This is a genomic window from Flavobacterium circumlabens (assembly GCF_004345565.1).
GTDB classification, from domain to species: Bacteria; Bacteroidota; Bacteroidia; order Flavobacteriales; family Flavobacteriaceae; genus Flavobacterium; species Flavobacterium circumlabens.
The window spans coordinates 35,504-56,898 of sequence record NZ_SLWA01000002.1 but is presented as its reverse complement, the minus strand read 5'-3'; the positions used below and the strand labels follow the sequence as shown (position 1 = coordinate 56,898).

The following is a 21,395-nucleotide window of genomic DNA, read 5'->3' as shown; positions in this document are numbered from 1 at the left end:
AGAAAAACATTATTGTTTTGTTAATCTCATTTTAACCTCAGGAAATAATTGCGCTGCAACCCCATTGGGACAATCCTTTTCAAGCATAATATCTCTTTTTGGTATTAAAACTAGTTCCATTATAGAATCCGAATCTTTAGTTAACATAACATAAAGTTCACCACTTTGCCCGCAATCAAATTGACGCCCTCCATACAGTAAAACAAAAAATGTTTTATCATAATAATAGCTTGTAACCACATAACCACTATCATCCGGTTCTGTTCTGGTATCCTCTAAAACTCTGCCACTTGCATCTTTTATTAAGTAACGCATTAGTAATCTGTCTTTAGTATATCGAACTGGTTTATATGTAATTTTAGAAAATATCAGTTCGTAATTTTTGCCGCCATAAGATCCTTTCCAGGTTCCGACATATTTATCCCGAATTCCATTTACATCCTTTAAATAGGTTACACTTTCTGGAAAGTCCGTTTTTGCACGCACATACTCTATCTCTTTTTCGATTGGAAGTATTGACTGGGCTTTACATGCTGAAATACTTGCTATTGTCATACCTATAATAATTATCTTTTTCATAATGTTTGTTTTAAATATTAAGAACATGGTTTTGTTGCTATTTTATCATTGTTATTCAATGTTTTTTTAGCACTAGTCCCATTTTTGTTTATTTTGAATAAGGAAATACCGTTAATACCAATTTGTTCCTTTACGAATTTTAAAAACCCAACTTCCCTTGAACTCTTATAATCCTCCATAACTTCCTTGTATTTTTTATTCATATTTGCGTCAAAATTCAATCCCATATTAAGATCACTATAAACTCCTTCAAATCTTAAAGTATAATCTCCTTCACTTGAAATCATCGTTCCATACACATTATCTAAAGCAATATTATTTCTATGGGCATTATCTAAAAGCGCAATAAACGATTTCACATCTGAAGGTGAAAACATTTTAATCGGTGAGTTTATTGTTGGATCACCATTTGGATCAACAGTTCCAGAATCATAATCATCAATATGTGTATGCATATAACCAATGGTATTTGGATCTTTGGGCAAGCTCATACTGTCATTACTCAAATTATCAAGAGGTGTATAAGGACCGTTTTTGCTTTGTGAATATCCTGTTTCATTTTTTAGATCCGTTTTCTTTCTTAATTCTTCCTGTTTTGCCAAAAAGTTAGCATTAACCATCTGTGTCTTAATTTTATCACAGGGGTTTGCAGCCGTCGCAGGAGGGGGAGCCGTGCCACCACCGCCATTACCACCACGAGGAGAGGTATAACCACTGGGAGTTGTTCCTCCAATTACAGGAGAACGTGGTCCATAGTAGGCCACAGGAGTTCCCAATTTAGGTTTAGGTCCGGTATAAGAATTAATCTTAACAACTTCTCTTAATTCCGTTGGTAGTATTCTAGGCACTGGTGTTGGATTACCGCCACCAGGACCATCATTGCAGCCATCACCACAAGGATTAAGAGAAGGTGCCCTGTAAGTTGTCTTATCTTCTCTGGGCAAGACTTCTACAATTCCGTCTTCCACAGCGTGATTGTCTTTAAATTGAGCTGCTTTTACAAAACCTTTCTTTAGATCCCAGACGCTTATGTATCCGTTAAAATTCCCGCCCTCCATAGACTGGTCCTCTTGTGGGGCAGCTTTGTCGGGATAGATTTCAACCAGTGAGGCTTTGTAACTGCCATCGGGTAATTTGTACAGGTACAAGCGCTGTTGCCAGATTTCTGAATCGTCTATTTTTAATTCTTTTATCGGGATTACAATCACCTCAGTCCCGTCTTCAGCTTGTTTCACGATCGCCCCCGGCCACTCATAAATGAGGTTCTGGAGGTAAACATAATTATCTCCTTTTGCCTCGTACTCTTTAAACCATTGTTTGGCGGAAGACAATGTTGTGCCCTGCGTAACTACTACTTCATCTTCCTGCTGACATCTTGTAAAAAAAACAGAAATCAACAGCACAGTAATTACACTTACTGCTCTTTTAAAATTTTCTTTCATCACATAATTCCTTTAGGTTATAATTTTGATTTTTTCTGAACAAAAACACCCTGTTAAGCTGCTGCAGCTAAGGCTTAAAAGGTGTTGTTTTTATAAAGTAAAACAATAATTTTGTAGTCCGGAAAACCGATTTATAAGTGGAGGGTTTCAATTGATATCTGTAGTTAAAGTCTGTGACAGAACCAAATTTCGGGTGGGATTTAAATGAAAAAAGTGTAAGACCGTTTTTTTGCTACTGTGCTTTTTTAAGATTTTTATCAATTACTAATGCCCAAAGCCGAACTAGCAAAGAAAAACTACAGCCTGAAACAAAATTTTCTAGTCAAAATGCAGCTTCCGCGTGAGGGATAGAAGCTGTCCGCCACGGCGGAGCGGATAGCCCGACAGCATTAAAAAAAAGGCCTCATAAACGTAAAGTTTGTCAGGCCTTTTTTTAAATGGTGGCACGCTCAGATAACCGACAATTTCATTTTTAACATTTTAATACGCAACTATTCTTAGCATATGTTACTAGAGAATATAACTTAAAAACAAAATGAAATGAAAAAGCTAATCGCATTATTTACTGTACTCGCAATTGTTTCCTGCTCTAATGAAGAAATTACGGACTCAGAAATTAAAACGAATCTAAGTTCTATCAGGTTTAATGATTATTATAAAAATTCACTGATGTATTATCAGGATATGCAATTTGAAAATGAGAAACTTACAACGGTTAAAAGTTCTGACAATAAGCATAGTGACTATACTTATAACAATCAGAATCTGGTTTCGAAAATAATTGATTACAATCCTTCGGAAGAAATTTTACTAACAACCACTTTCTTGTACAGTGATGCCGGAAAAATAACCGAAATAAAACAACTGTCAGGTCCGGCAAATGAAGAAATTTTGAATACGAAATTTGTTTTTACGCATCTTGCAGGCAAAATAGTTTTGACAAAAACTACCGAAAATAATCCAGTAGAATCTTTGGAAATTTCACTTAATTCGAATAATGAAATCGAAAAACGAACGGTATTTTCAGGAGCTTATTTTTACAAATATGATTTTGTAAACGGCAATGTAGAAAAGTTTTCTCAAGTTGGAGATAACGGAAGTTTAAGTGAACATTTCATCAGTTGTAAATACACTAATCTGAAAAATAATTACAGTTACAAAAAAATGCTGTTTGGCAAAGAATGGAAACTCAACAGCTTTTTAAACAGTTTCTTAAATTTTAATCACTCCATAATGATTGACCTTTCTGAAAACTTAATTTCGGAATACACTGATACTTTTGTTTATCAAAGTTCAAATTACAGTGTTATTTATACCACAAAAACAGATTACACTTTTGACAATACAAACAGAATGACAAAAATGACCGAAAACTTTAGTACTGACAATGGTGGGAAAATATCGAACAATTATAGATCGGAGTTTATTTTTAATTATAAAGAGTAAACTATGTTATAAAAATTGATTTAAATCGCAATATACCATTGCGATTTTTTTATTGATATTGATTTTCTTCTTCAAATAATAATTTAATATTCTCATAAGAATTTTTAAGTGCATCTTTTATTTCCTCCGGATTTAGCCAGGCTACTTTTTCGATACCTTCCTCGATCTGGCCTTGCGGAATTCCTTCAAAATCAGATTGCATTTCGAACCAATGCGTGATTTTGAGTTTGTATTTTCCGTTACGTTTAAAAACATGATACGTTTTCTGAAGTTTTTCGGTAATAGTCAATTTTCCAACACCGGTTTCTTCTTCAACTTCGCGCATGGCGGTATCTTCAATTTCTTCCCCTTTTTCGATTCCGCCCTTAGGAAGATCCCATTTTCCGTTTCTGAAAATAAATAAAACTTCGCCTTTTTTATTGTAAACCAATCCTCCTCCGGCTTTCGTTACGGGAATTTTAGCTTTCAGGGTTTTCATTATTTCCCTTTCATCTGGATGATATAAATAGGCTTTTTGAATTTTATTTTGAAATATTTTCACTATAAGCTGCTCAATATCAATACTCTCTAACAAGAATAATTGAAAATTAGTCTCTTTGGAGATTTCATTTGTCAAAAAAAGTGGTTTGTCGTTCACAAAAACTTTATACATTTGTACTATGATTTTTAATAAAGATACTGCCGAAAAAACAGCCGAATTGCTTTTGCAAATAAATGCAATTAAATTGAATCCAGAAAATCCTTTTACATGGGCTTCTGGCTGGAAATCTCCTATTTATTGCGATAATAGGTTAATTCTTTCATTTCCAACCATCAGAAATTACGTTCGTGATGAGTTTGCAAAGAATATTGAGAAACAATTTGGGAAACCGGATGTCATTGCCGGAGTTGCAACTGGTGCTATAGGAATTGGTATTCTCGTGGCCGAAAGCCTCGGATTACCTTTTGTATATGTGCGTCCGGAAGCAAAAAAACACGGAAGACAAAACCAGGTAGAAGGCTTTTTGCAAAAAGGCCAGAATGTTGTTGTGGTAGAAGATTTAATCAGTACCGGAAACAGCAGTCTGATGGCTGTGGAAGCTTTACGCAACGAAGGTGCTAATATTAAGGGGATGGCAGCAATTTTTACGTATGGTTTTAATGTAGCAGAAGAGAACTTCAAAAATGCTAATATTGACCTGTATACCTTAAGTAACTACGAAAATCTATTGGATTTAGCGGTTCAGAAACAATATATCACCGAAGATCAACAAGCTACGCTGCAGGAATGGAACGTGAGTCCGTCTACCTGGGGACAGGAAGAGGAGTAATTTTAGATTTTTAGATTTTTAGATTTTTAGATTTTTAGATTTTTAGATTTTTAGATTTTTAGATTTTTAGATTTTTAGATTTTTAGATTTTATACAAAAAATCGCTTCGCTCTTTTTTGTAAATTGTAATTTAATTTAAATCTAACTTTGCAAACATAACATTTACTATCGTTTTACAATATAAAAAAACCTTGCGCCCTCTGCGGTGAAAAAAATTATAAAAAAGAAAAATATGAACTTAGAAAGTCCAAAAGTTACTGTTCAGAAATCAGCACAGGATTTATTTGATTTGTTGACTGATGTTAAGAATTTCGAAAAATTAATGCCGGATAATATTGCTAAATTTGAAGTAACCGGCGAAGATGCTTTTATTTTTGGACTAAAAGGTATGCCGGAAATAAAACTTAAGATGAAAGAAAAAGTGGCTCCAAACAAGATTGTTCTGGGTGCTGCAAGTGATAAGCTTCCGTTTACACTGGTTTCTAACATTGATAGTATTTCTGCTACCGAAAGTGCCGTACAATTGCAATTTGAAGGAGAATTCAACGCCATGATGGCCATGATGATCAAAGGACCAATCAGCAAGTTTATCGAAACTCTGGCCGCTAATATGACAAAACTATAAGTATTGATTATTAATGCTTAAAATTTAAAGTCCGATTTTACGATCGGGCTTTTTTTTTTGTTTCAGGTTCAGGTTTAAATTCCAAGTTTGAAAAATTCCAAATTCCACGTTTCAGGTTCAGGTTCAGGTTTCAGGTTTCAGGTTTGAAGTTTCAAGTTTCAAGTTTAAAGTTTAAAGTTTCAAGTTTCAGGTTCAAAACCTCAGAACCTTAGTCCCTCTGCACCTCTGCAACTTAAAAAAACCCAATTCATCCCCAAAATACAACAATTCAGAATTATTAATTATAGCAAACTAAATTATTGATCGAAGTTTGGACCATTAAACTAAAACAAACAAAAATGGAACCAGCTATTAAGATTTTAATTTACATTCACGCCTTCTTCGGAGGAATCGGGCTTATTACAGGAATTGGAAGTATTGTTGTTAAAAAAGGCGGAAAACTGCATAAAAGAATGGGGAATTTATTCTCTGTCGGAATGATTACCAGTTCCCTTATTTCGATTCCGATCTGCTGGATGCCCAATCACCAGAATATCTTTTTATTTTTAATTGGTTTATTTACTATCTATCTTGTAGTTGCCGGAAACAGAGCCTTAACATTTAAAACAAAAAAAAAAGCTGATACACTTGATTTTATCATTTCAGGAAGCATGCTTTTCTTCTCGGTAATCATGATTTCCATTGGATTGTATTGCCAGTTAATGCATATTGCAAATGGAATATTGTTCATCTTCTTTGGCGGTTTTGGGCTTTATATGACGGTTAAAGATTTTATATTCTACAAAAATGTTTCGGAAACAAAGAAAGAATGGCTCTCCAAACACATCGGAAAAATGATTGGGGCTTTAATTGCTTCCATCACCGCTTTTATAGTAGCCGGAATCGGACTTGGGAATATAATCGCCTGGATGATGCCCTCTATTCTCGGAACACTTTACATCATCTACTGGAACAGAAAAATAGCTCCAAAAGCTGTGAAACCAGTAGAGATTTGATTTGAATCAATGGCAACAGGACACAGATTTGACGGATTAAACAGATTAACACAGATTTTTTAACCTCTGTACCTTTGCCCCTTTGCAACTTTGAGCCTAAAAACTTAGCAGCTCAGAACCTTAGTACCTTAGAACCTCAAAAATCAATAAAGCATCTGAATTTCCTTAATATCAAATTCGGAAACCGAATCATCTTTAAGCAATATCCGGATTTTTCCAACAGGAGAAACACCCTGAATAATTCCCATGAAGTTTTGTCCCGAAGTATTGGGATGGAGATTTTTAAAAGGCATTGGAATTCCTTTTCTGAACAGCGAATTAAAATATTGATCCCAAAAAACTGCGGAATTAGCCTGCCAGAATTCAATTTTTTGTTCGATCTTTTCAGTAATTAAAGAGGGCAAAACATCCTTATCAAACGTCTTTCCGGAAAGTACTGCCAATGACGATGCCAGGGGTAAATCATCAAAATTAGTCTGATTTACATTAAGGCCTAAGCCTGCGACTGACACGATCCTGCCATCACTTTTGATGGTATTTTCGATTAGTATGCCACCAATTTTTTTATTGTATGACATAATGTCGTTTGGCCATTTTATACTTAAATTAGAAATATCCAACGCTTTTAAGGTCTCAATTACCGCTAATGAAACTATTATACTCAGATTAAAAACCTTTTCTTTATCAAACAAAAAATCCTTCACCAAGACACTCATAATTAAGTTTTTACCGGATTCCGACTGCCATTTAGAGCCCATTTGGCCCTTTCCTTTTGTCTGATTTTCAGCTGTTACCACTGTAAAATTATCAAGCTCTTCCTGACTGGCCAAAGCCTTAAGAAAATCGTTTGTTGAATCTATGGCATCGAGTTTGATTAGTTTCATTCAAATAATTTATTTATACTTAATTTAATATTTTGTTAAGGTTCAAAATTAATCACAAAAATTGGTAACTTTACAAAATCATATAAAATAATTCATGGCGAAAAAGACTATTAATAATGATGTTCTATTGGCGAACATAATCAAAGGAATTGAAGAAGTAAAAGGAAATGATATAGATATTCTTGACTTAAGGGAAATAGACACGGCTGTTTGTGACTATTTTGTAATTTGTAACGGAAGTTCAAATACCCAGGTTAATGCCATTGTAAACTCAATTCAAAAAACAGTATCCAAAGACTTAAAAGATAAACCCTGGCACGTAGAAGGAACCGATAATGCGGAATGGGTTCTTATGGATTACGTGCATATCGTGGTACATGTTTTCCAGAAACACATTCGTGAATACTATAATATCGAAAGCCTTTGGGGTGACGCCAAAATAACTACAATCGAAAACAAATACTAAAGAAAATTTTTTCTAATGGCTAAAGATAATAATCCAAACCCGAGTAAATTTAAAATAAGTCCCTGGTTAATATATACTGCAATACTTCTAGTTTTTTTATTTATAAGTTTTGCAACCGGTGGATCTAACTTAAGCGAACCTGCTCAATTAACTTCTTCTAAATTCAACACTTTATTAGAAAAAGGACAAATTGAAAAAGTTATCGTATACAATAAAGCAGAAGCTGAAGTGTATTTGACAGCTGCAGCACTAAAAGACGCAGCAAATAAAAAAGTAGCAAAAGATATTTTTGAAAGACCGAATAAAGGTCCTCACTATACTTTAGAAATTGGTAACGATCAGATTTTTCAAACTAAATTAGAAAAAGCAGTGGGCGAAGGCAAACTGAAAGATTTTAATTTCCTGCAGAAAAACAACTGGAGCGATATTCTAATCAGCCTGCTTCCAATTATCATCATTATTGGTGTATGGATTTTCATTATGCGTAAAATGTCAGGCGGTGCCGGTGGCGGTGGCGGACAAATTTTCAACATTGGAAAATCAAAAGCCAAATTGTTTGATGAGAAAACAGATATCAAAACAACATTTAAAGATGTTGCCGGTTTAGAAGGTGCAAAAGAAGAAATACAGGAAATAGTAGAGTTTCTTAAAAACCCTGAAAAATATACCAACCTTGGAGGTAAAATTCCAAAAGGAGCTTTACTTGTAGGACCTCCGGGAACTGGTAAAACTTTATTGGCCAAAGCTGTTGCAGGAGAAGCCCAGGTTCCTTTCTTCTCTTTATCAGGTTCTGATTTTGTTGAGATGTTCGTAGGAGTTGGTGCATCACGTGTACGTGACTTATTCAAACAGGCAAAAGAAAAATCTCCTGCTATTATTTTCATTGATGAAATTGATGCTGTTGGTAGAGCAAGAGGAAAAAGCAATATGTCAGGCGGAAACGACGAAAGAGAAAATACACTGAACCAATTATTGACAGAAATGGATGGTTTTGGTACTAACTCGAATGTAATCGTTCTGGCTGCAACCAACAGAGCTGATGTTCTGGATAAAGCTTTAATGCGTGCTGGTCGTTTTGACAGACAAATTTTTGTTGACTTACCGGACATTCGCGAACGAGCTGAAATCTTTAAAGTACACTTAGCTCCTATCAAAAAAGTTGAAGGTCTTGATTTAGATTTCCTAGCCAAACAAACTCCGGGTTTCTCCGGTGCTGATATTGCAAACGTTTGTAACGAAGCTGCATTGATTGCTGCCCGTAACAACAAAACGGCTGTAGACAGACAGGATTTCTTAGATGCTGTTGACAGAATTATTGGTGGTCTTGAAAAGAAAAACAAAATTATTACTCCCGAAGAGAAAAGAGCAATCGCTATTCACGAAGCGGGTCACGCGACAGTAAGCTGGATGTTAGAGCATGCTGCACCACTTATTAAAGTAACAATTGTTCCTCGTGGACAAAGTTTAGGAGCTGCATGGTACCTTCCTGAAGAAAGACAAATCGTAAGAACAGATCAAATGTTAGACGAAATGTGTGCTACTATGGGCGGAAGAGCTGCTGAAAAAGTAACTTTTGACAGAATTTCCACCGGAGCATTAAGCGATTTGGAAAAAGTAACTCGTCAGGCTCGTGCGATGGTAACGATTTATGGTTTGAATGATAAAATAGGAAATGTTACTTATTATGATTCAAGCGGACAAAGCGAATACAACTTTTCAAAACCGTATTCTGATGAAACTGCAAAAGTTATTGACAAAGAAATTTCAGAATTAATTGAAGGCCAATACAAAAGAGCTATTCAAATTTTAGAAGAAAACAAAGACAAGCTAAATCAGCTTGCCGATATATTAATTGAAAAAGAAGTTATTTTTAAAGATGACTTAGAAACAATTTTCGGAAAACGTACTTTTGATAAAAATCTGGAAGAAGTAGTTTCTTAAACTATTCGGAAATATTTAATATTTTTTAAAATCTTAATTCAAAATAGCCTTTTGAATTAAGATTTTTTTATCTTTGAACGTTTTCAATTAACATGTAAAGTATTTCATATAAAATGAATTTTTTCAAAAAAATATTTGGTTCGAGCGATGCCGCTTCTGATGAAGAAACTGAAAGCGAATATGGAGGGAATCCAACAACTCCTGATAGTCACTTATCTATTGACGAAAGATTCATTTTTAATTTTAAGAAAAACGGAGGCAAATTTTTGTATTGTGAAAACAAACAGGAAGTAGCAGAACAATTTGAAAATATTTTAGAAGAAAACGACTGGTTTGAGAATGAAGTTTTATGTTACGAACCGGGTTTATTTACTTTATTGGAGGAAAATAAATTAATTTATATTTCGCCCAGAAATCCTAAATTTTTACTTGCCACTTGTGAAAGCCTTATTGCTGATGAAGGTTCTATCTTATTTTCATCCAAACAAATCAGACAGGACAAACCAAACGAATTACCGGCCAATATTGTCATAATAGCCACAACCAGCCAGATTCTTTCTATTAAAAGCGATGGACTCAGTGCTATTAAACGCAAATACGAAAGAGACTATCCTACCAATATTACCACAATAAAATATTTCGAAAAAGCAAAAGAAGAAGATTTCACACAATACGGAAGTGTTGCTAAAAATCTGTACTTATTGCTTTTAGAAGATCTTTAAGATGAACGAAACACTCAAGAGGACCATTTCTGGTGCTGTTTATATCGCTTTGTTACTAACTTCGATCTTGTTTTCTACCGAAAGCTTTATTATCCTTTTTGGTATTTTCCTGGTTATTACCATTTATGAATTTTCCAATTTGGTTCATCTCAATAAAATCTTTTCGATTCTGTTTGGAATCTTGTTGTATTCCGTTATTGTACTAATAAGCCATTACAACAAAGAAACTACCCTGTATCTTAACAATCTGTTTAACGCAGACTTTTATTTAGAAACTAATATCCAGCAATTAGATTTGGTGCTGCTAGCCGTTACGATAGTCATCGCAATTAAATGTATTTTATTCTTGTTTTACGACTCTGTTCAGAAAATAAGCATTTCTTCCAAATATCTATATCTGTTAGGATACATCACTTTACCTTTCGTCTTTATTGTAAAAATTTCTTTTGGGACCAATGATTACAATCCAAAAATTATCATTGGACTATTTATCCTCATCTGGACAAATGATACATTTGCCTATCTGGTTGGAAAATCGATAGGAAAACATAAATTATTTGAACGTGTTTCTCCTAAAAAAACCATCGAAGGATTCTTAGGCGGTGCTGTTTTTGCTGCATTCGCAGGTTTTTTGATTTCAAAATTTTACATTCAGCCCAATCCCGCTTTTAGCAGTAAGTCTATTTTAATATGGACTATTATTGCACTCATTGTCAGTATTTTTGGAACGATCGGTGATTTGATCGAGTCAAAATTTAAAAGAATTGCCGGTGTAAAAGACAGCGGTTCCATAATGCCCGGACACGGAGGCATCTTAGATCGATTAGATAGTGTTATATTTGTAGCACCAATTATATATTTATTTTACCAAATTTTATATTATGTTTCATAAAGAAGGAGCCCCGTCCATTTTATTAGGTACTGTTTTTACTGTTGCCGTGCTTTTGATCGCTGATCGTTTTATTGATATCAGCTGGCTGAGAATGCTGGTTCAGATAGCAGCTGTTTTGATTTTGATTATTATTTTGCAGTTTTTTAGAAATCCTAAAAGAATTGCGATCAGAGAAGACAATCATATCCTGGCTCCGGTAGATGGAAAAGTGGTCGTAATTGAAGAAGTTTACGAAGGCGAATTTTTTAAAGATAAACGTTTACAGGTTTCTATTTTTATGTCACCAATAAATGTGCACGTAACGCGTTATGCTATGGATGGTGTTATCAAATTCAGCAAGTATCACCCCGGCAAATTTTTGGTTGCATGGCATCCAAAAGCAAGTGAAGAAAACGAAAGAACAACTGTTGTAATCGAAAATGAAACTTTCGGACAAATTCTATACAGACAAATTGCAGGTGCTTTGGCACGCAGAATTGTAAATTATGCAGAAGAAGGAATGCAGGTTGTTCAGGGAACAGATGCAGGTTTCATTAAATTTGGTTCAAGAGTAGATTTATTTTTACCTTTAGGCACACAAATTAATGTAGAATTAAACCAAAAAGCAATTGGCGGAAAAACCATTATTGCTACAAAAGCTTAAATGACGATCAAAGATTTAGATACTCGTTTCTCAGAGGCAGTAGAAATTGCCTTAAAAATGACACAAGCCTCGTTACCGCAAGATGTGCAGCTAAGACTGTATGCCTATTATAAACAGGCTACTTTTGGAACTGCCGTGTACAATCAATCAGAAAATTTTGATTTACGTGATGCTTTCAAAACAAATGCCTGGATGCAAATTAGTCATTTATCCGTTGACGAAGCAAAAGAACACTATATCGAAATCATAAATTCACTAACAGCGAAATAATTCATATTATGAAGAAAAACATTGTTCGATTCAGTATTTTAGCTTCATTCTTAGCATTATTTTCTTGTAATGACAATAAGCTAACCGAAGTTGTAGAAGTTCCTTTACCAACAAAAGAGGAAAAAATAACCATAGGAAGTCCCGATGAAGTAAAAGCAGATCCGGGATCTTTTGCGCTTACAAAACTGGCTTTCCCTTATGATGGATTAGCGCCGGCCATACGATCTCTTACTTTAGAAACACATTATTCCAAACATTATTTAACGTATACCAATACCTTAAATAAAGAAATTGTTTCTACTGAATTTGAGAATATGTCTATTGAAGATATTCTTAAAAAATTAGATCTCAATAATGCCAAGCTTCGTCAAAATGCAGGTGGATATTACAATCACACGCTTTATTTTAATATTCTGACGCCAAAAGAACAAACTCCAAAGGATACTCTTTCAAGCGCAATCAATAAGGAATTTGGCTCTTTTAATAATCTTACCAATCAATTTAAGGGACAGGCCACGAAGCAATTTGGATCTGGCTGGGTCTGGCTGGTTGTAGATAAACTGGGAAAACTGCAGGTAACCACGACCGATAATCAGGATAATCCTTTAATGAAGAATGCCCTGATACCGGGAACACCAATTATGGGTATTGATCTTTGGGAACACGCTTACTATCTGGACTACCAAAATAGAAAAGGAAGTTATATCGATGCTTTTTATCAACATATCAATTGGGAAAAAGTAAACGAAAATTACATAGAAGCCTTAAAGAAAGTCAAAAAAGTATAATTATAAAAAAAGCTGATACCAAAAGTATCAGCTTTTTTATTTTTCGATTCATTCCGCTTTTATTCTACTTCATAAATAAAAGATTCTGAAGGCCCGATTTTAACTCTTGCTAATCCTACTCCGTTCTTTACCGTAAAATAGGTTTTATTTTGCAAATACAACTGATCTAAAAGGACATAAGAACCATCTTTTAATTTCCATTTTGAAATAACATCAGAAGGGATTTTCAATTCAAATTCGCTTGTTTTCTCCGAAGAAAAATTAGCGACAACAATTAGTTTTTGGTTGTCCGACCAACGAACATAGGAATAAAGTAAGTCATGATACCCCGTATTAGTTTGAAGGTTTACCGATTGTACTTCCTGAAAATTGCCCATCAAAGCCGAGCTTTTAATCGAGAAATTCAACAATCTTTTATAAAAATCGCGAAGACTTTTTTCTGATTCAGAAAGTTGTCCTCCGTCAAATTTTCCATCGTTCATCCAACGCTGATGATTGGGAACGCCGATATAATCAAAAATTGAAGTTCTGGAATGTGTTCCAAAACCGGCATTTTCATTTCCGGCCTCTCCCACTTCCTGTCCGAAATAAACCATTGTTGGCGATGTGCTGATTGTTGTAGAAACCACCATCAGAGGTTTTCCTCTTTCCGGCGTTCCTGCAAATTCAGGACTTGCCAGACGCTGTTCATCATGATTATCCAAAAAATGAAGCATATGGTGTTCGATGTCCTGTATTCTGATTTGAATTTCAGACAAACCATCAGTAGAAGATTTTCCACGAATAATATCTTTCAGTTTATCGTAGGTTTCTACCTTATCATACAAATAATCCATTTTTCCCAAACGAATATAATTGCGGTATTCATTCGGATTATAAACTTCAGCCAGTAAAAAAGCATCTGGGTTTTTCATTTTGATAGCTGAATTCATGTAACTCCAAAATTCATACGGAACCATTTCAGCCATATCATAACGAAAACCATCCACTCCTTTTGCAGTCCAGTACAAAGCGATTGATTTGAATTTTTTCCAGGAATCCGGCACGTCTTTGTCCTGCCAGAAGGCAAAATGTTCGGCATAGGATTTTTGGTCAAAACCAGCAGGAAGTTCAGGAAAATCTTTCGAACCATCCGGACGGATTCCATAATTTACTTTTACAGTTTCGTACCAGTCATTTTGATCTGGTTTTACTTTACGCGATCCGTTGCCGGTCCATTTTGCCGGGTTTTCATCGAAAACACCATCAACAAGAGGATTTTTTTCTCCATTTAACGGAACATCTCCGTCAGGAATCTGAAAATGTTCATTCGGAATATAATAGAAATTATTATTTCTGCTGTATTCCACCTGTACATCATCACCAGCACCAAAATCCCGCACACCCTCCGGATTGTTTTTTCCTTCGTATTTACGGGCAATATGATTGGGTACTATATCAATAATTAATTTCAAACCTGCTTTGTGTGTGCGGGTTATCAACGCTTCAAACTCCTCCAGGCGATGTGCAGGGTCGACTGCTAAATCAGGATTTACATTGTAATAATCTTTTACGGCATAAGGAGAACCTGCCCTGCCTTTTACCACTTCGGGATCATCATTTGAAATCCCGTAAGCGGTATAATCCCGAACCAAAGCATGATGCGGAACACCTGTATACCAGATGTACGTAACGCCTAAATCCTTAATTTCATGCAATGCTTTATCTGTAAAATCATTAAATTTTCCAACGCCGTTTTCTTCAATTGTCCCCCAGGGTTTGTTGGTTGTATTTTTATTTCCGAATAAACGTGTAAAAACCTGATACACGACAATTTTCTTATCTGTAAGAACTTCTTCCTGAGCTGCATTCATTTTTAAATCTTTTGTTTTACATGCTGTCAACAGCATCGTTACAGCTATTCCTGCAACCAAAATTCTTTTATTTATCATATTCAATTTATAAACTGTTTCATAGAAAAGAAAATCCAATATTTAAATCCCAAATTCCAATCTTAATAAAATTAAAATTTGTTTTTTATTGGCTTATTTCATCAAATCGTTAGAAACGATGTTTTAAATTTAAACTAATTTTTAAAAATCAAAAGAAACTGAAATCAATTTATGCCTGTTTTCATTCAAAAAACCAAACTACAACGAAAGAGTGTCCTGTTTTGTTGATAACTTAGGAAGTAAGTTACAAAGATTCAGAGGGACAAAGGGACAAAGGAATAAAGCCCAAAAAAAATGACTTGAAACAATTTAATAGTTGATTTAAAATCTAAAGAATCTGAGACCTTTGCCCCTTTGAACCTTTGCCTCTTTGAGCCTGTTTCCCTTTGAACCTGTGTCCCTCTGAACCTTTGCAGCACCGAACCTCCTAAAAAATTATAAATTAATACTAATATCAAGAAAGGTTGTAACCTTTTTCATAAATTTGACAAAAAAAATTAATCCCTTGACGAAATCACTCTTTTTCATATCTTATTGTTTGCTTCTATTAAGTGTTCAAAGCATTTTTGCGCAGGCACCCAAAAAAATCATTATTGAGAATGCAGACAATTCGTATGTAGATCAAATCGCAGTACCTGATGCTCTATTACTGGCCGGCAATGTAAAAATCAATCATGACGGCGTTGTGCTTACCTGTAACAAAGCTTATTTTTTTCAAAAGGAAAACTATTTAAAAGCGTTTGGAAATGTACAATTAGTACAGGGAGATACTTTGTACCTTAACAGTAAATATGCCGAATATAATGGTAACATGAAAAAAGCATTTGCCACCGGAGATGCTGTTATGACCTCACCGGATGCCACTTTACAAACTGACACCATTAATTTTGACCGTAATGTTCAGGAAGTTTTTTATAATTCGAAAGGAACAATCGTTAATAAAGATAATACCCTGGTAAGTAAATCAGGCCGCTATTATGTCGCCCAGAAAAAATTTCAATTCCTAACTGCGGTTGTTCTTACCAATCCAAAATATGTTATCAAATCAAATCATCTTGATTATTACAGTAATTCGGGACACAGTTATTTATTTGGCCCATCAACCATTACCAGTAAGACGAATTATATTTATACTGAAAAAGGGTTTTATGACACCAAGAAAAACCTGGCGCACTTACTTCGAAAATCATACATAAAATACGACGATCGCCGCATTGAAGGAGATAGTTTGTTTTATAACCGGAACACTGAATTTGCATCGGCAACCCGAAATGTAAAAATTACTGATTCTGTAAATCGCGGCATCGTAAAAGGGCATTATGCGGAAGTTTACAAACTAAAAGATTCGATGTTTGTAACCAAAAGGGCTGTTGCGGTTAACTTTGTAGACAATGATTCGGTTTACATTCACGGAAAAAAACTAATGGTTACCGGAAAAGAGGGCGAACGAATTTTGAGAGCTTATAATAATGTTCGTTTTTATAAAACGGATATGAGCGGAAAATGCGATTCGATTCATTCCAATTCGAAAACTGCTTTGACAAAACTAATCGGAAATCCAATTCTCTGGAATGGTGAAAGTCAGATTACCGGTGACATCATGCATTTAATCGGAGATAACACCACCCGAAAAATAGATTCCTTAAAAGTACTCAACAACACCTTTATTGTCTCGCGGGATACGCTCGGAACCGGCTTTAATCAGGTAAAAGGCCTCAATTTATTTGGAAAATTCAGAGAAGGTAAATTACATGATGTCGATGTAATAAAAAACACCGAAGTAATTTATTATATGAGGAATGATACTAATGAACTTATCGGTATCAATAAAAATGTCAGCAGTAAAATCAATATGATTTTAGAAAACAATGCCATCGAAACCATTACATTTTTCAACAAGGTCGACGGAGATATCTACCCGGAAGCCGATTTACCTGAAAATGCCCGTAAATTAAGAGGTCTGGTCTGGCGCGGTGACGAACGAATAAAATCGAAAGATGATATTTTTACTTCCGAAGAAAATGAACTCAATGATAAATTAATCAAAGAAGGAAAAGCCGAAGACGCCAAAGAGAATGTTCCGATGAAAATCAGAAAAGAAACCTTAGATTACGATAAAAAGAAACCGGCTGTGAAGACAAGTACAGCTAAGTCAGCGACGACTAAAGGTACTTCTAAGGATAAGAAATAGTCGCAGTTTCAGTTTCAGTTTTCAGTTTTCAGTTTCAAAGCTTTGCGATCTTTGCTTTTTAATACTGTAAACTTGATTTAAAACTTTGCCAACATTGCGTAAACTTTGCGATCTTTGCTGTTAAATTTAGTCACAGTTAGGCAGTCACAGTCACAGTCACAGTCGTAGTCGCAGTTTTACTGAGACTGAAAACTAAGACTGAGACAAACCTCAGAACCTTAGCAACTCAGCCACTTAGACCCTTAAGAAAAAAATGAATTCAGATTTTATAAAATACCAGGCGCAAACATCCCCCTATCCTTTAGGAATGGAAGTTTCTCATGCAATTGGTTCCTATATATACGACACCGGCAATAAAAAATATTTAGACTTTGTTGCCGGAGTTTCGGCCTGCACATTGGGTCATCAGCACCCCAGAGTTAACCAGGCAATTAAAGATCAGTTAGACAAATATTCGCACGTAATGGTGTATGGCGAATATTCGCAGAGCCCTGCTGTCCAATATTGTAAATTACTGGCTTCTCTCCTTCCGGAATCCCTTAACAAAACATATTTGGTTAATTCGGGCACAGAAGCAATCGAAGGAGCACTGAAACTCGCTAAACGAACCACAGGCCGCAGTCAGCTTATTTCGTGTCATAATGCCTATCACGGGAATACGATGGGATCCATGAGTGTTATGGGTTTTGAAGAACGCAAGCAAGCTTATCGACCTTTGCTTCCTGATGTTGATTTTATAACATTCAATAACGAAGAAGATTTACAAAAAATAACCACCCGAACCGCTGCGATTCTTTTAGAAACTATTCAGGGAGGAGCCGGATTCATTCAGCCTCATAATAATTTTCTTCAGAAAGTACGCCAACGATGTGATGAAGTAGGCGCCCTGATGATTGTTGATGAAATACAGCCCGGTTTTGGAAGAACCGGAAAACTCTTCGGTTTTCAGAATTACGATGTAGTTCCTGATATTGTAGTAATGGGAAAAGGTATGGGCGGCGGAATGCCCGTTGGTGCTTTTACGGCTTCGGCGGAAAAAATGGACCTTTTAACTAAAAATCCTAAACTAGGTCATATCACTACTTTTGGAGGCCATCCTGTCATTGCGTCAGCCTGTTTAGCCACTTTGCAGGAATTAACTGAGACAAACTTAATGCAGGAAGCTTTAGAGAAAGAAAAACTCTTCAGATCTCTTTTGGTACATCCTTTGATAAAGGAAGTTAGAGGAAAAGGATTAATGCTTGCCGCAATGACCGAAACTGCCGAAATAACCAATCAGGTTATTTTAAATTGTCAGGACAAAGGGCTCATATTATTCTGGCTGCTCTTTGAAGGATGCGCCATAAGAATAACACCGCCATTAACCATTTCTGAAGAAGAAGTAAGAGAAGGCTGTGCCATAATTTTAAACGTTATGGATGAAATAATGAAAAAAGAACAAGTAGTTTAAGTAGGAGCTATTTCCTGCTGTTCGCTAAATCTTTTATTTTTTTAAGAAAAAAAACAAAAGGATATCGCTGCCATCAGGGCTAGAACTCCGGATTAAAAACAAAAATAGAATAAGAATTAAATTTAATCTTTTAACATCAAAAAGATTATAACTTAAAACAGATTAGAAATTCTGTCCATATTGTTAATTAAATTGTTCAAAACAATTGATTCCCGTTCCTCTCAACACGAATATGGTTGCCTAATTTTATAACAGGCTAATTTCAAATAAAACAAAGTATGCAATTAAGCAACGAAGAAGAAGATTATAACCTATCCTTATCCAAATTTGAGTCGATGTTAAAAACTAACAAAGTACTCTTTTTTGATTCTGAAGAATTTGAAGAAATCATTCTTCATTATTTAGATATAGGCAAGGCTAATTTAGCAAAAAAGGCCTTAAAACTTGCATTAGACCAACATCCAAAATCTACAGGCTTAAAATTAGTACAAGTAGAAATGCTGGTTTACGACGACAAACTTGATATTGCTGAAAAGCTTTTAAACGAGTTGTATGCAATTGAACCTAACAACGAGGAAATTTACATCCAGAAAGCCAATATCTGTTCTAAGAGAGATCAACACGAAAAAGCAGTAGAATTGCTTAAAATCGCCCTGCAATATACAGACGATTACGCTGACGTGTATAACTTAATCGGAATGGAATATCTTTTTATGGATAATCTCGAGATGGCAAAAGACAGTTTTATCAAATGTCTGGAAGAAGATTTAGAAGATCAGTCTGCGCTGTACAATGTGGTTTATTGTTTTGAATTTTTAGATCAAAATCAGGAAGCCATTGTATATCTTAACGATTACATCAATAAAAATCCGTACAGCGAGATTGCCTGGCACCAGCTAGGACGCTTGCATTATGGCGTGAAGGAATATGAAAATGCCATTCGCGCTTTTGATTATGCCACCCTGATTGACGACGAGTTTCTGGGTGCTTTCATGGAAAAAGCAAAAGCGTACGAACGCCTTAAAAAATACAACAAAGCAATTGAAAGCTACAACCGCACCATCGAGTTAGACGATGCGACTTCGTATGCATTATTGCGTATTGGAAAATGTTATGAAAAATTAGGCAATTCTGCCAAAGCATTACAATATTACAATCAGACGGTACATGAAGATCCGCTTTTAGATAAAGGATGGATTGCCATTACTGACTTTCATGTTCGCCAGAAGAATTTTCAAAAAGCATTATTTTTTGTCAACAAAGCATTGGCAATTGACAATCAGAATCGTTTGTACTGGAAACGCTATGCAACGATAAACAAACAAATGAACTTCTTTGAGGAAGCTGAATTTGGATATAGAAAAGCGGTTGAATTTGGAGATTATGCCTTAGATACTTGGTTATTCTGGGTTGATATCCTGCAGTTTTTAGGTGAATTTGACAGTGCCATTCAAACTTTATTGCAGGCATCAGAATATTTCCCTGAAGAAAACGAAATCGAATATCGTCTGGCAGGACTGTATTTTATGATTCAGGACAATACAAAAGCAAAATTTCATTTAAGCAACGGATTACGTCTAAATTTTGAAAATTATATTCTAATCGAGGATTTATTCCCGGTGGTCTGGTCAAAGAAAATGGTGAAAAATTATATTGAAAAACATAGAAAAGAATAATGATTGACATTTTAAAAAGACGTTTTGGCTTGCTGGGCCGTAATATTAGTTACTCTTTTTCGAAAGGATATTTTACAGAAAAATTTAATGATGAAGTTTTTGCAGGCAACACCTACGAAAATTTCGACATTTCTGAAATTAATCATTTCTCCGGACTGGTTAAAAATAATCCCGATTTAAAAGGCCTGAATGTTACGATTCCGTACAAAGAACAAGTGATTCCCTTTTTAGATAAACTTTCAAAAAAAGCATCTTTAATAGGTGCTGTCAATACCATTAAATTCACTAAAAACGGAAAATTAAAAGGGTATAATACGGATTACTATGGTTTTAAAAAATCACTGAAACCACTATTAGAGCCACATCATAAGAAAGCACTCATTTTAGGTACCGGCGGCGCCTCAAAAGGTGTTGCTTTTGCTCTGGATGAACTTGATATCCTGTATACTTTTGTGTCAAGGGAAGCCAAAGAAAATATTATCGATTACGACCTGATCAATGCCACAACTTTTGACAACTTTCAGATTATAATAAATTGTACTCCCGTAGGAACAAGCCCAAATATTGAAGCTTGTCCCAATCTTCCTTACGAGTTTTTTACCAGTAAGCACATTGCTTATGATTTGATTTATAATCCGGAAGAAACACAATTTCTAAAAAATGCAAAAGAACACGGAGCGATTATAAAAAACGGTTATGATATGCTTATTTTTCAAGCTGAAAAAGCATGGAAAATCTGGAATAAATAAATCCCCACACAAAACAATTAGTGTCTTCGTGTCTTCGTATCTTCTATTCATAACTAAAAAATTGAATTTAAGAGTCGGTCTTCCTGCTTTATAATCTCAACCAAAACAGACATTGCAAACATAAGCGGATTGCTGCAGCTATTACTTTTCAACACACCCTGCCTTAAACGGATTTCAAAATAATGCGTTTTTTAAATTCGGCAGAAAAACCATTTCGTTTTAAAAGATTCCTTAAAATAAAATCAGAATCAGAAGGTTAAAAACAATCATTTAATATGATTTTTCTAAAAATACTGGTCATTCAAATTTTATATTAACTTCAAAAAAAAGGATAAAAAAATCAATATCATATTTGCTAAACAGAGCAATAAATAAGAATTTCATTGCAAAATAGC

General features: G+C 34.9%; 20 protein-coding genes. 15 read left to right on the top strand and 5 right to left on the bottom strand.

Annotation, left to right across the window (positions count from 1 at the left end; translation table 11 throughout):
• Positions 1–9: 9 nt before the first annotated feature.
• A complete protein-coding gene (locus tag EV142_RS04865; RefSeq protein WP_132033296.1) occupies positions 10–579 on the bottom strand; it encodes a DUF6705 family protein in 570 nt (189 codons plus the stop codon).
• 17 nt (positions 580–596) lie between these two features.
• The gene (locus EV142_RS04860) at positions 597–2,021 is read right to left on the bottom strand and encodes a hypothetical protein (RefSeq protein ID WP_132033294.1); all 1,425 of its coding nucleotides are present in this window, start codon (positions 2,019–2,021) and stop codon (positions 597–599) included.
• Between the two features lie 540 nt (positions 2,022–2,561).
• Here EV142_RS04860 and EV142_RS04855 point away from each other — a divergent pair.
• On the top strand, positions 2,562–3,467 hold the full coding sequence (locus EV142_RS04855; protein WP_132033292.1) for a hypothetical protein: 906 nt from the start codon (positions 2,562–2,564) through the stop codon (positions 3,465–3,467).
• Between the two features lie 49 nt (positions 3,468–3,516).
• On the opposite strand, the gene EV142_RS04850 is transcribed toward EV142_RS04855, so the two are convergent.
• Positions 3,517–4,119, bottom strand: coding sequence for an NUDIX hydrolase (locus EV142_RS04850; protein WP_132033290.1), 603 nt, complete (start codon positions 4,117–4,119; stop codon positions 3,517–3,519).
• A 7-nt stretch (positions 4,120–4,126) separates the two neighbouring features.
• On the opposite strand from EV142_RS04850, the gene pyrE reads away from it, so the two are divergent.
• From pyrE to EV142_RS04835, 3 genes are all read left to right on the top strand, one after another.
• The gene (gene pyrE / locus EV142_RS04845) at positions 4,127–4,777 is read left to right on the top strand and encodes an orotate phosphoribosyltransferase (protein WP_132033288.1); all 651 of its coding nucleotides are present in this window, start codon (positions 4,127–4,129) and stop codon (positions 4,775–4,777) included.
• 232 nt (positions 4,778–5,009) lie between these two features.
• The gene (locus tag EV142_RS04840) at positions 5,010–5,402 is read left to right on the top strand and encodes an SRPBCC family protein (protein ID WP_132033286.1); all 393 of its coding nucleotides are present in this window, start codon (positions 5,010–5,012) and stop codon (positions 5,400–5,402) included.
• Between the two features lie 338 nt (positions 5,403–5,740).
• Positions 5,741–6,397, top strand: a complete 657-nt coding sequence (locus EV142_RS04835) for a hypothetical protein (protein ID WP_132033284.1) — start codon at positions 5,741–5,743, stop codon at positions 6,395–6,397.
• Between the two features lie 143 nt (positions 6,398–6,540).
• On the opposite strand, the gene EV142_RS04830 is transcribed toward EV142_RS04835, so the two are convergent.
• Complete coding sequence (locus EV142_RS04830; RefSeq protein ID WP_132033282.1) at positions 6,541–7,281, bottom strand: biotin--[acetyl-CoA-carboxylase] ligase; 741 nt, start codon at positions 7,279–7,281, stop codon at positions 6,541–6,543.
• A gap of 94 nt (positions 7,282–7,375) precedes the next feature.
• On the opposite strand from EV142_RS04830, the gene rsfS reads away from it, so the two are divergent.
• The 7 genes from rsfS to EV142_RS04795 all read left to right on the top strand — a co-directional run bounded on the left by rsfS (position 7,376) and on the right by EV142_RS04795 (position 13,003).
• Positions 7,376–7,747: a ribosome silencing factor gene (rsfS, locus tag EV142_RS04825; RefSeq protein ID WP_007809313.1), complete on the top strand. Its 372-nt coding sequence runs from the start codon at positions 7,376–7,378 to the stop codon at positions 7,745–7,747.
• Between the two features lie 15 nt (positions 7,748–7,762).
• Complete coding sequence (gene ftsH / locus EV142_RS04820) at positions 7,763–9,688, top strand: ATP-dependent zinc metalloprotease FtsH (protein ID WP_132033280.1); 1,926 nt, start codon at positions 7,763–7,765, stop codon at positions 9,686–9,688.
• Positions 9,689–9,801: 113 nt separating this feature from the next.
• Positions 9,802–10,410, top strand: coding sequence for a lactate utilization protein B/C (locus tag EV142_RS04815; RefSeq protein ID WP_132033278.1), 609 nt, complete (start codon positions 9,802–9,804; stop codon positions 10,408–10,410).
• Between the two features lies 1 nt (position 10,411).
• Complete coding sequence (locus EV142_RS04810) at positions 10,412–11,302, top strand: phosphatidate cytidylyltransferase (RefSeq protein ID WP_132033276.1); 891 nt, start codon at positions 10,412–10,414, stop codon at positions 11,300–11,302.
• On the top strand, positions 11,292–11,945 hold the full coding sequence (locus EV142_RS04805) for a phosphatidylserine decarboxylase family protein (protein ID WP_132033274.1): 654 nt from the start codon (positions 11,292–11,294) through the stop codon (positions 11,943–11,945). The genes EV142_RS04810 and EV142_RS04805 overlap by 11 nt, the downstream gene beginning before the upstream one ends.
• Positions 11,946–12,215, top strand: a complete 270-nt coding sequence (locus tag EV142_RS04800; protein WP_132033272.1) for an acyl-CoA-binding protein — start codon at positions 11,946–11,948, stop codon at positions 12,213–12,215.
• A gap of 8 nt (positions 12,216–12,223) precedes the next feature.
• Complete coding sequence (locus EV142_RS04795; RefSeq protein WP_132033270.1) at positions 12,224–13,003, top strand: superoxide dismutase; 780 nt, start codon at positions 12,224–12,226, stop codon at positions 13,001–13,003.
• A 59-nt stretch (positions 13,004–13,062) separates the two neighbouring features.
• Here the strand turns inward: EV142_RS04795 and EV142_RS04790 are convergent, their stop codons facing one another.
• Positions 13,063–14,934 (bottom strand): alpha-amylase family protein, encoded by a 1,872-nt coding sequence (locus EV142_RS04790; protein WP_132033268.1) that lies wholly within the window; start codon positions 14,932–14,934, stop codon positions 13,063–13,065.
• A gap of 538 nt (positions 14,935–15,472) precedes the next feature.
• Between EV142_RS04790 and EV142_RS04785 the strand changes: the two genes are divergently transcribed.
• From EV142_RS04785 to EV142_RS04770, 4 genes are all read left to right on the top strand, one after another.
• Complete coding sequence (locus EV142_RS04785) at positions 15,473–17,125, top strand: OstA-like protein (RefSeq protein ID WP_132033266.1); 1,653 nt, start codon at positions 15,473–15,475, stop codon at positions 17,123–17,125.
• A gap of 253 nt (positions 17,126–17,378) precedes the next feature.
• Positions 17,379–18,575: an aspartate aminotransferase family protein gene (locus tag EV142_RS04780; protein ID WP_132033264.1), complete on the top strand. Its 1,197-nt coding sequence runs from the start codon at positions 17,379–17,381 to the stop codon at positions 18,573–18,575.
• 278 nt (positions 18,576–18,853) lie between these two features.
• Entirely contained in the window at positions 18,854–20,251 is a 1,398-nt protein-coding gene (locus tag EV142_RS04775) for a tetratricopeptide repeat protein (protein ID WP_132033262.1), read from the top strand.
• On the top strand, positions 20,251–21,000 hold the full coding sequence (locus EV142_RS04770) for a shikimate dehydrogenase family protein (RefSeq protein ID WP_132033260.1): 750 nt from the start codon (positions 20,251–20,253) through the stop codon (positions 20,998–21,000). The genes EV142_RS04775 and EV142_RS04770 overlap by 1 nt, the downstream gene beginning before the upstream one ends.
• Positions 21,001–21,395 lie beyond the last annotated feature (395 nt).

What these genes read in the sequence shown, in the direction of transcription:
- EV142_RS04865 (WP_132033296.1), bottom strand. Translation starts at nt 579, where the DNA reads ATGAAAAAGATAATTATTATAGGTATGACAATAGCAAGTATTTCAGCA.
- EV142_RS04815 (WP_132033278.1), top strand. Translation starts at nt 9,802, where the DNA reads ATGAATTTTTTCAAAAAAATATTTGGTTCGAGCGATGCCGCTTCTGAT.
- EV142_RS04860 (WP_132033294.1), bottom strand. Translation starts at nt 2,021, where the DNA reads ATGAAAGAAAATTTTAAAAGAGCAGTAAGTGTAATTACTGTGCTGTTG.
- EV142_RS04840 (WP_132033286.1), top strand. Translation starts at nt 5,010, where the DNA reads ATGAACTTAGAAAGTCCAAAAGTTACTGTTCAGAAATCAGCACAGGAT.
- pyrE (WP_132033288.1), top strand. Translation starts at nt 4,127, where the DNA reads ATGATTTTTAATAAAGATACTGCCGAAAAAACAGCCGAATTGCTTTTG.
- rsfS (WP_007809313.1), top strand. Translation starts at nt 7,376, where the DNA reads ATGGCGAAAAAGACTATTAATAATGATGTTCTATTGGCGAACATAATC.
- EV142_RS04850 (WP_132033290.1), bottom strand. Translation starts at nt 4,119, where the DNA reads ATGTATAAAGTTTTTGTGAACGACAAACCACTTTTTTTGACAAATGAA.
- EV142_RS04795 (WP_132033270.1), top strand. Translation starts at nt 12,224, where the DNA reads ATGAAGAAAAACATTGTTCGATTCAGTATTTTAGCTTCATTCTTAGCA.
- EV142_RS04855 (WP_132033292.1), top strand. Translation starts at nt 2,562, where the DNA reads ATGAAAAAGCTAATCGCATTATTTACTGTACTCGCAATTGTTTCCTGC.
- EV142_RS04805 (WP_132033274.1), top strand. Translation starts at nt 11,292, where the DNA reads ATGTTTCATAAAGAAGGAGCCCCGTCCATTTTATTAGGTACTGTTTTT.
- EV142_RS04800 (WP_132033272.1), top strand. Translation starts at nt 11,946, where the DNA reads ATGACGATCAAAGATTTAGATACTCGTTTCTCAGAGGCAGTAGAAATT.
- EV142_RS04775 (WP_132033262.1), top strand. Translation starts at nt 18,854, where the DNA reads ATGCAATTAAGCAACGAAGAAGAAGATTATAACCTATCCTTATCCAAA.
- ftsH (WP_132033280.1), top strand. Translation starts at nt 7,763, where the DNA reads ATGGCTAAAGATAATAATCCAAACCCGAGTAAATTTAAAATAAGTCCC.
- EV142_RS04780 (WP_132033264.1), top strand. Translation starts at nt 17,379, where the DNA reads ATGAATTCAGATTTTATAAAATACCAGGCGCAAACATCCCCCTATCCT.
- EV142_RS04830 (WP_132033282.1), bottom strand. Translation starts at nt 7,281, where the DNA reads ATGAAACTAATCAAACTCGATGCCATAGATTCAACAAACGATTTTCTT.
- EV142_RS04835 (WP_132033284.1), top strand. Translation starts at nt 5,741, where the DNA reads ATGGAACCAGCTATTAAGATTTTAATTTACATTCACGCCTTCTTCGGA.
- EV142_RS04810 (WP_132033276.1), top strand. Translation starts at nt 10,412, where the DNA reads ATGAACGAAACACTCAAGAGGACCATTTCTGGTGCTGTTTATATCGCT.
- EV142_RS04790 (WP_132033268.1), bottom strand. Translation starts at nt 14,934, where the DNA reads ATGATAAATAAAAGAATTTTGGTTGCAGGAATAGCTGTAACGATGCTG.
- EV142_RS04770 (WP_132033260.1), top strand. Translation starts at nt 20,251, where the DNA reads ATGATTGACATTTTAAAAAGACGTTTTGGCTTGCTGGGCCGTAATATT.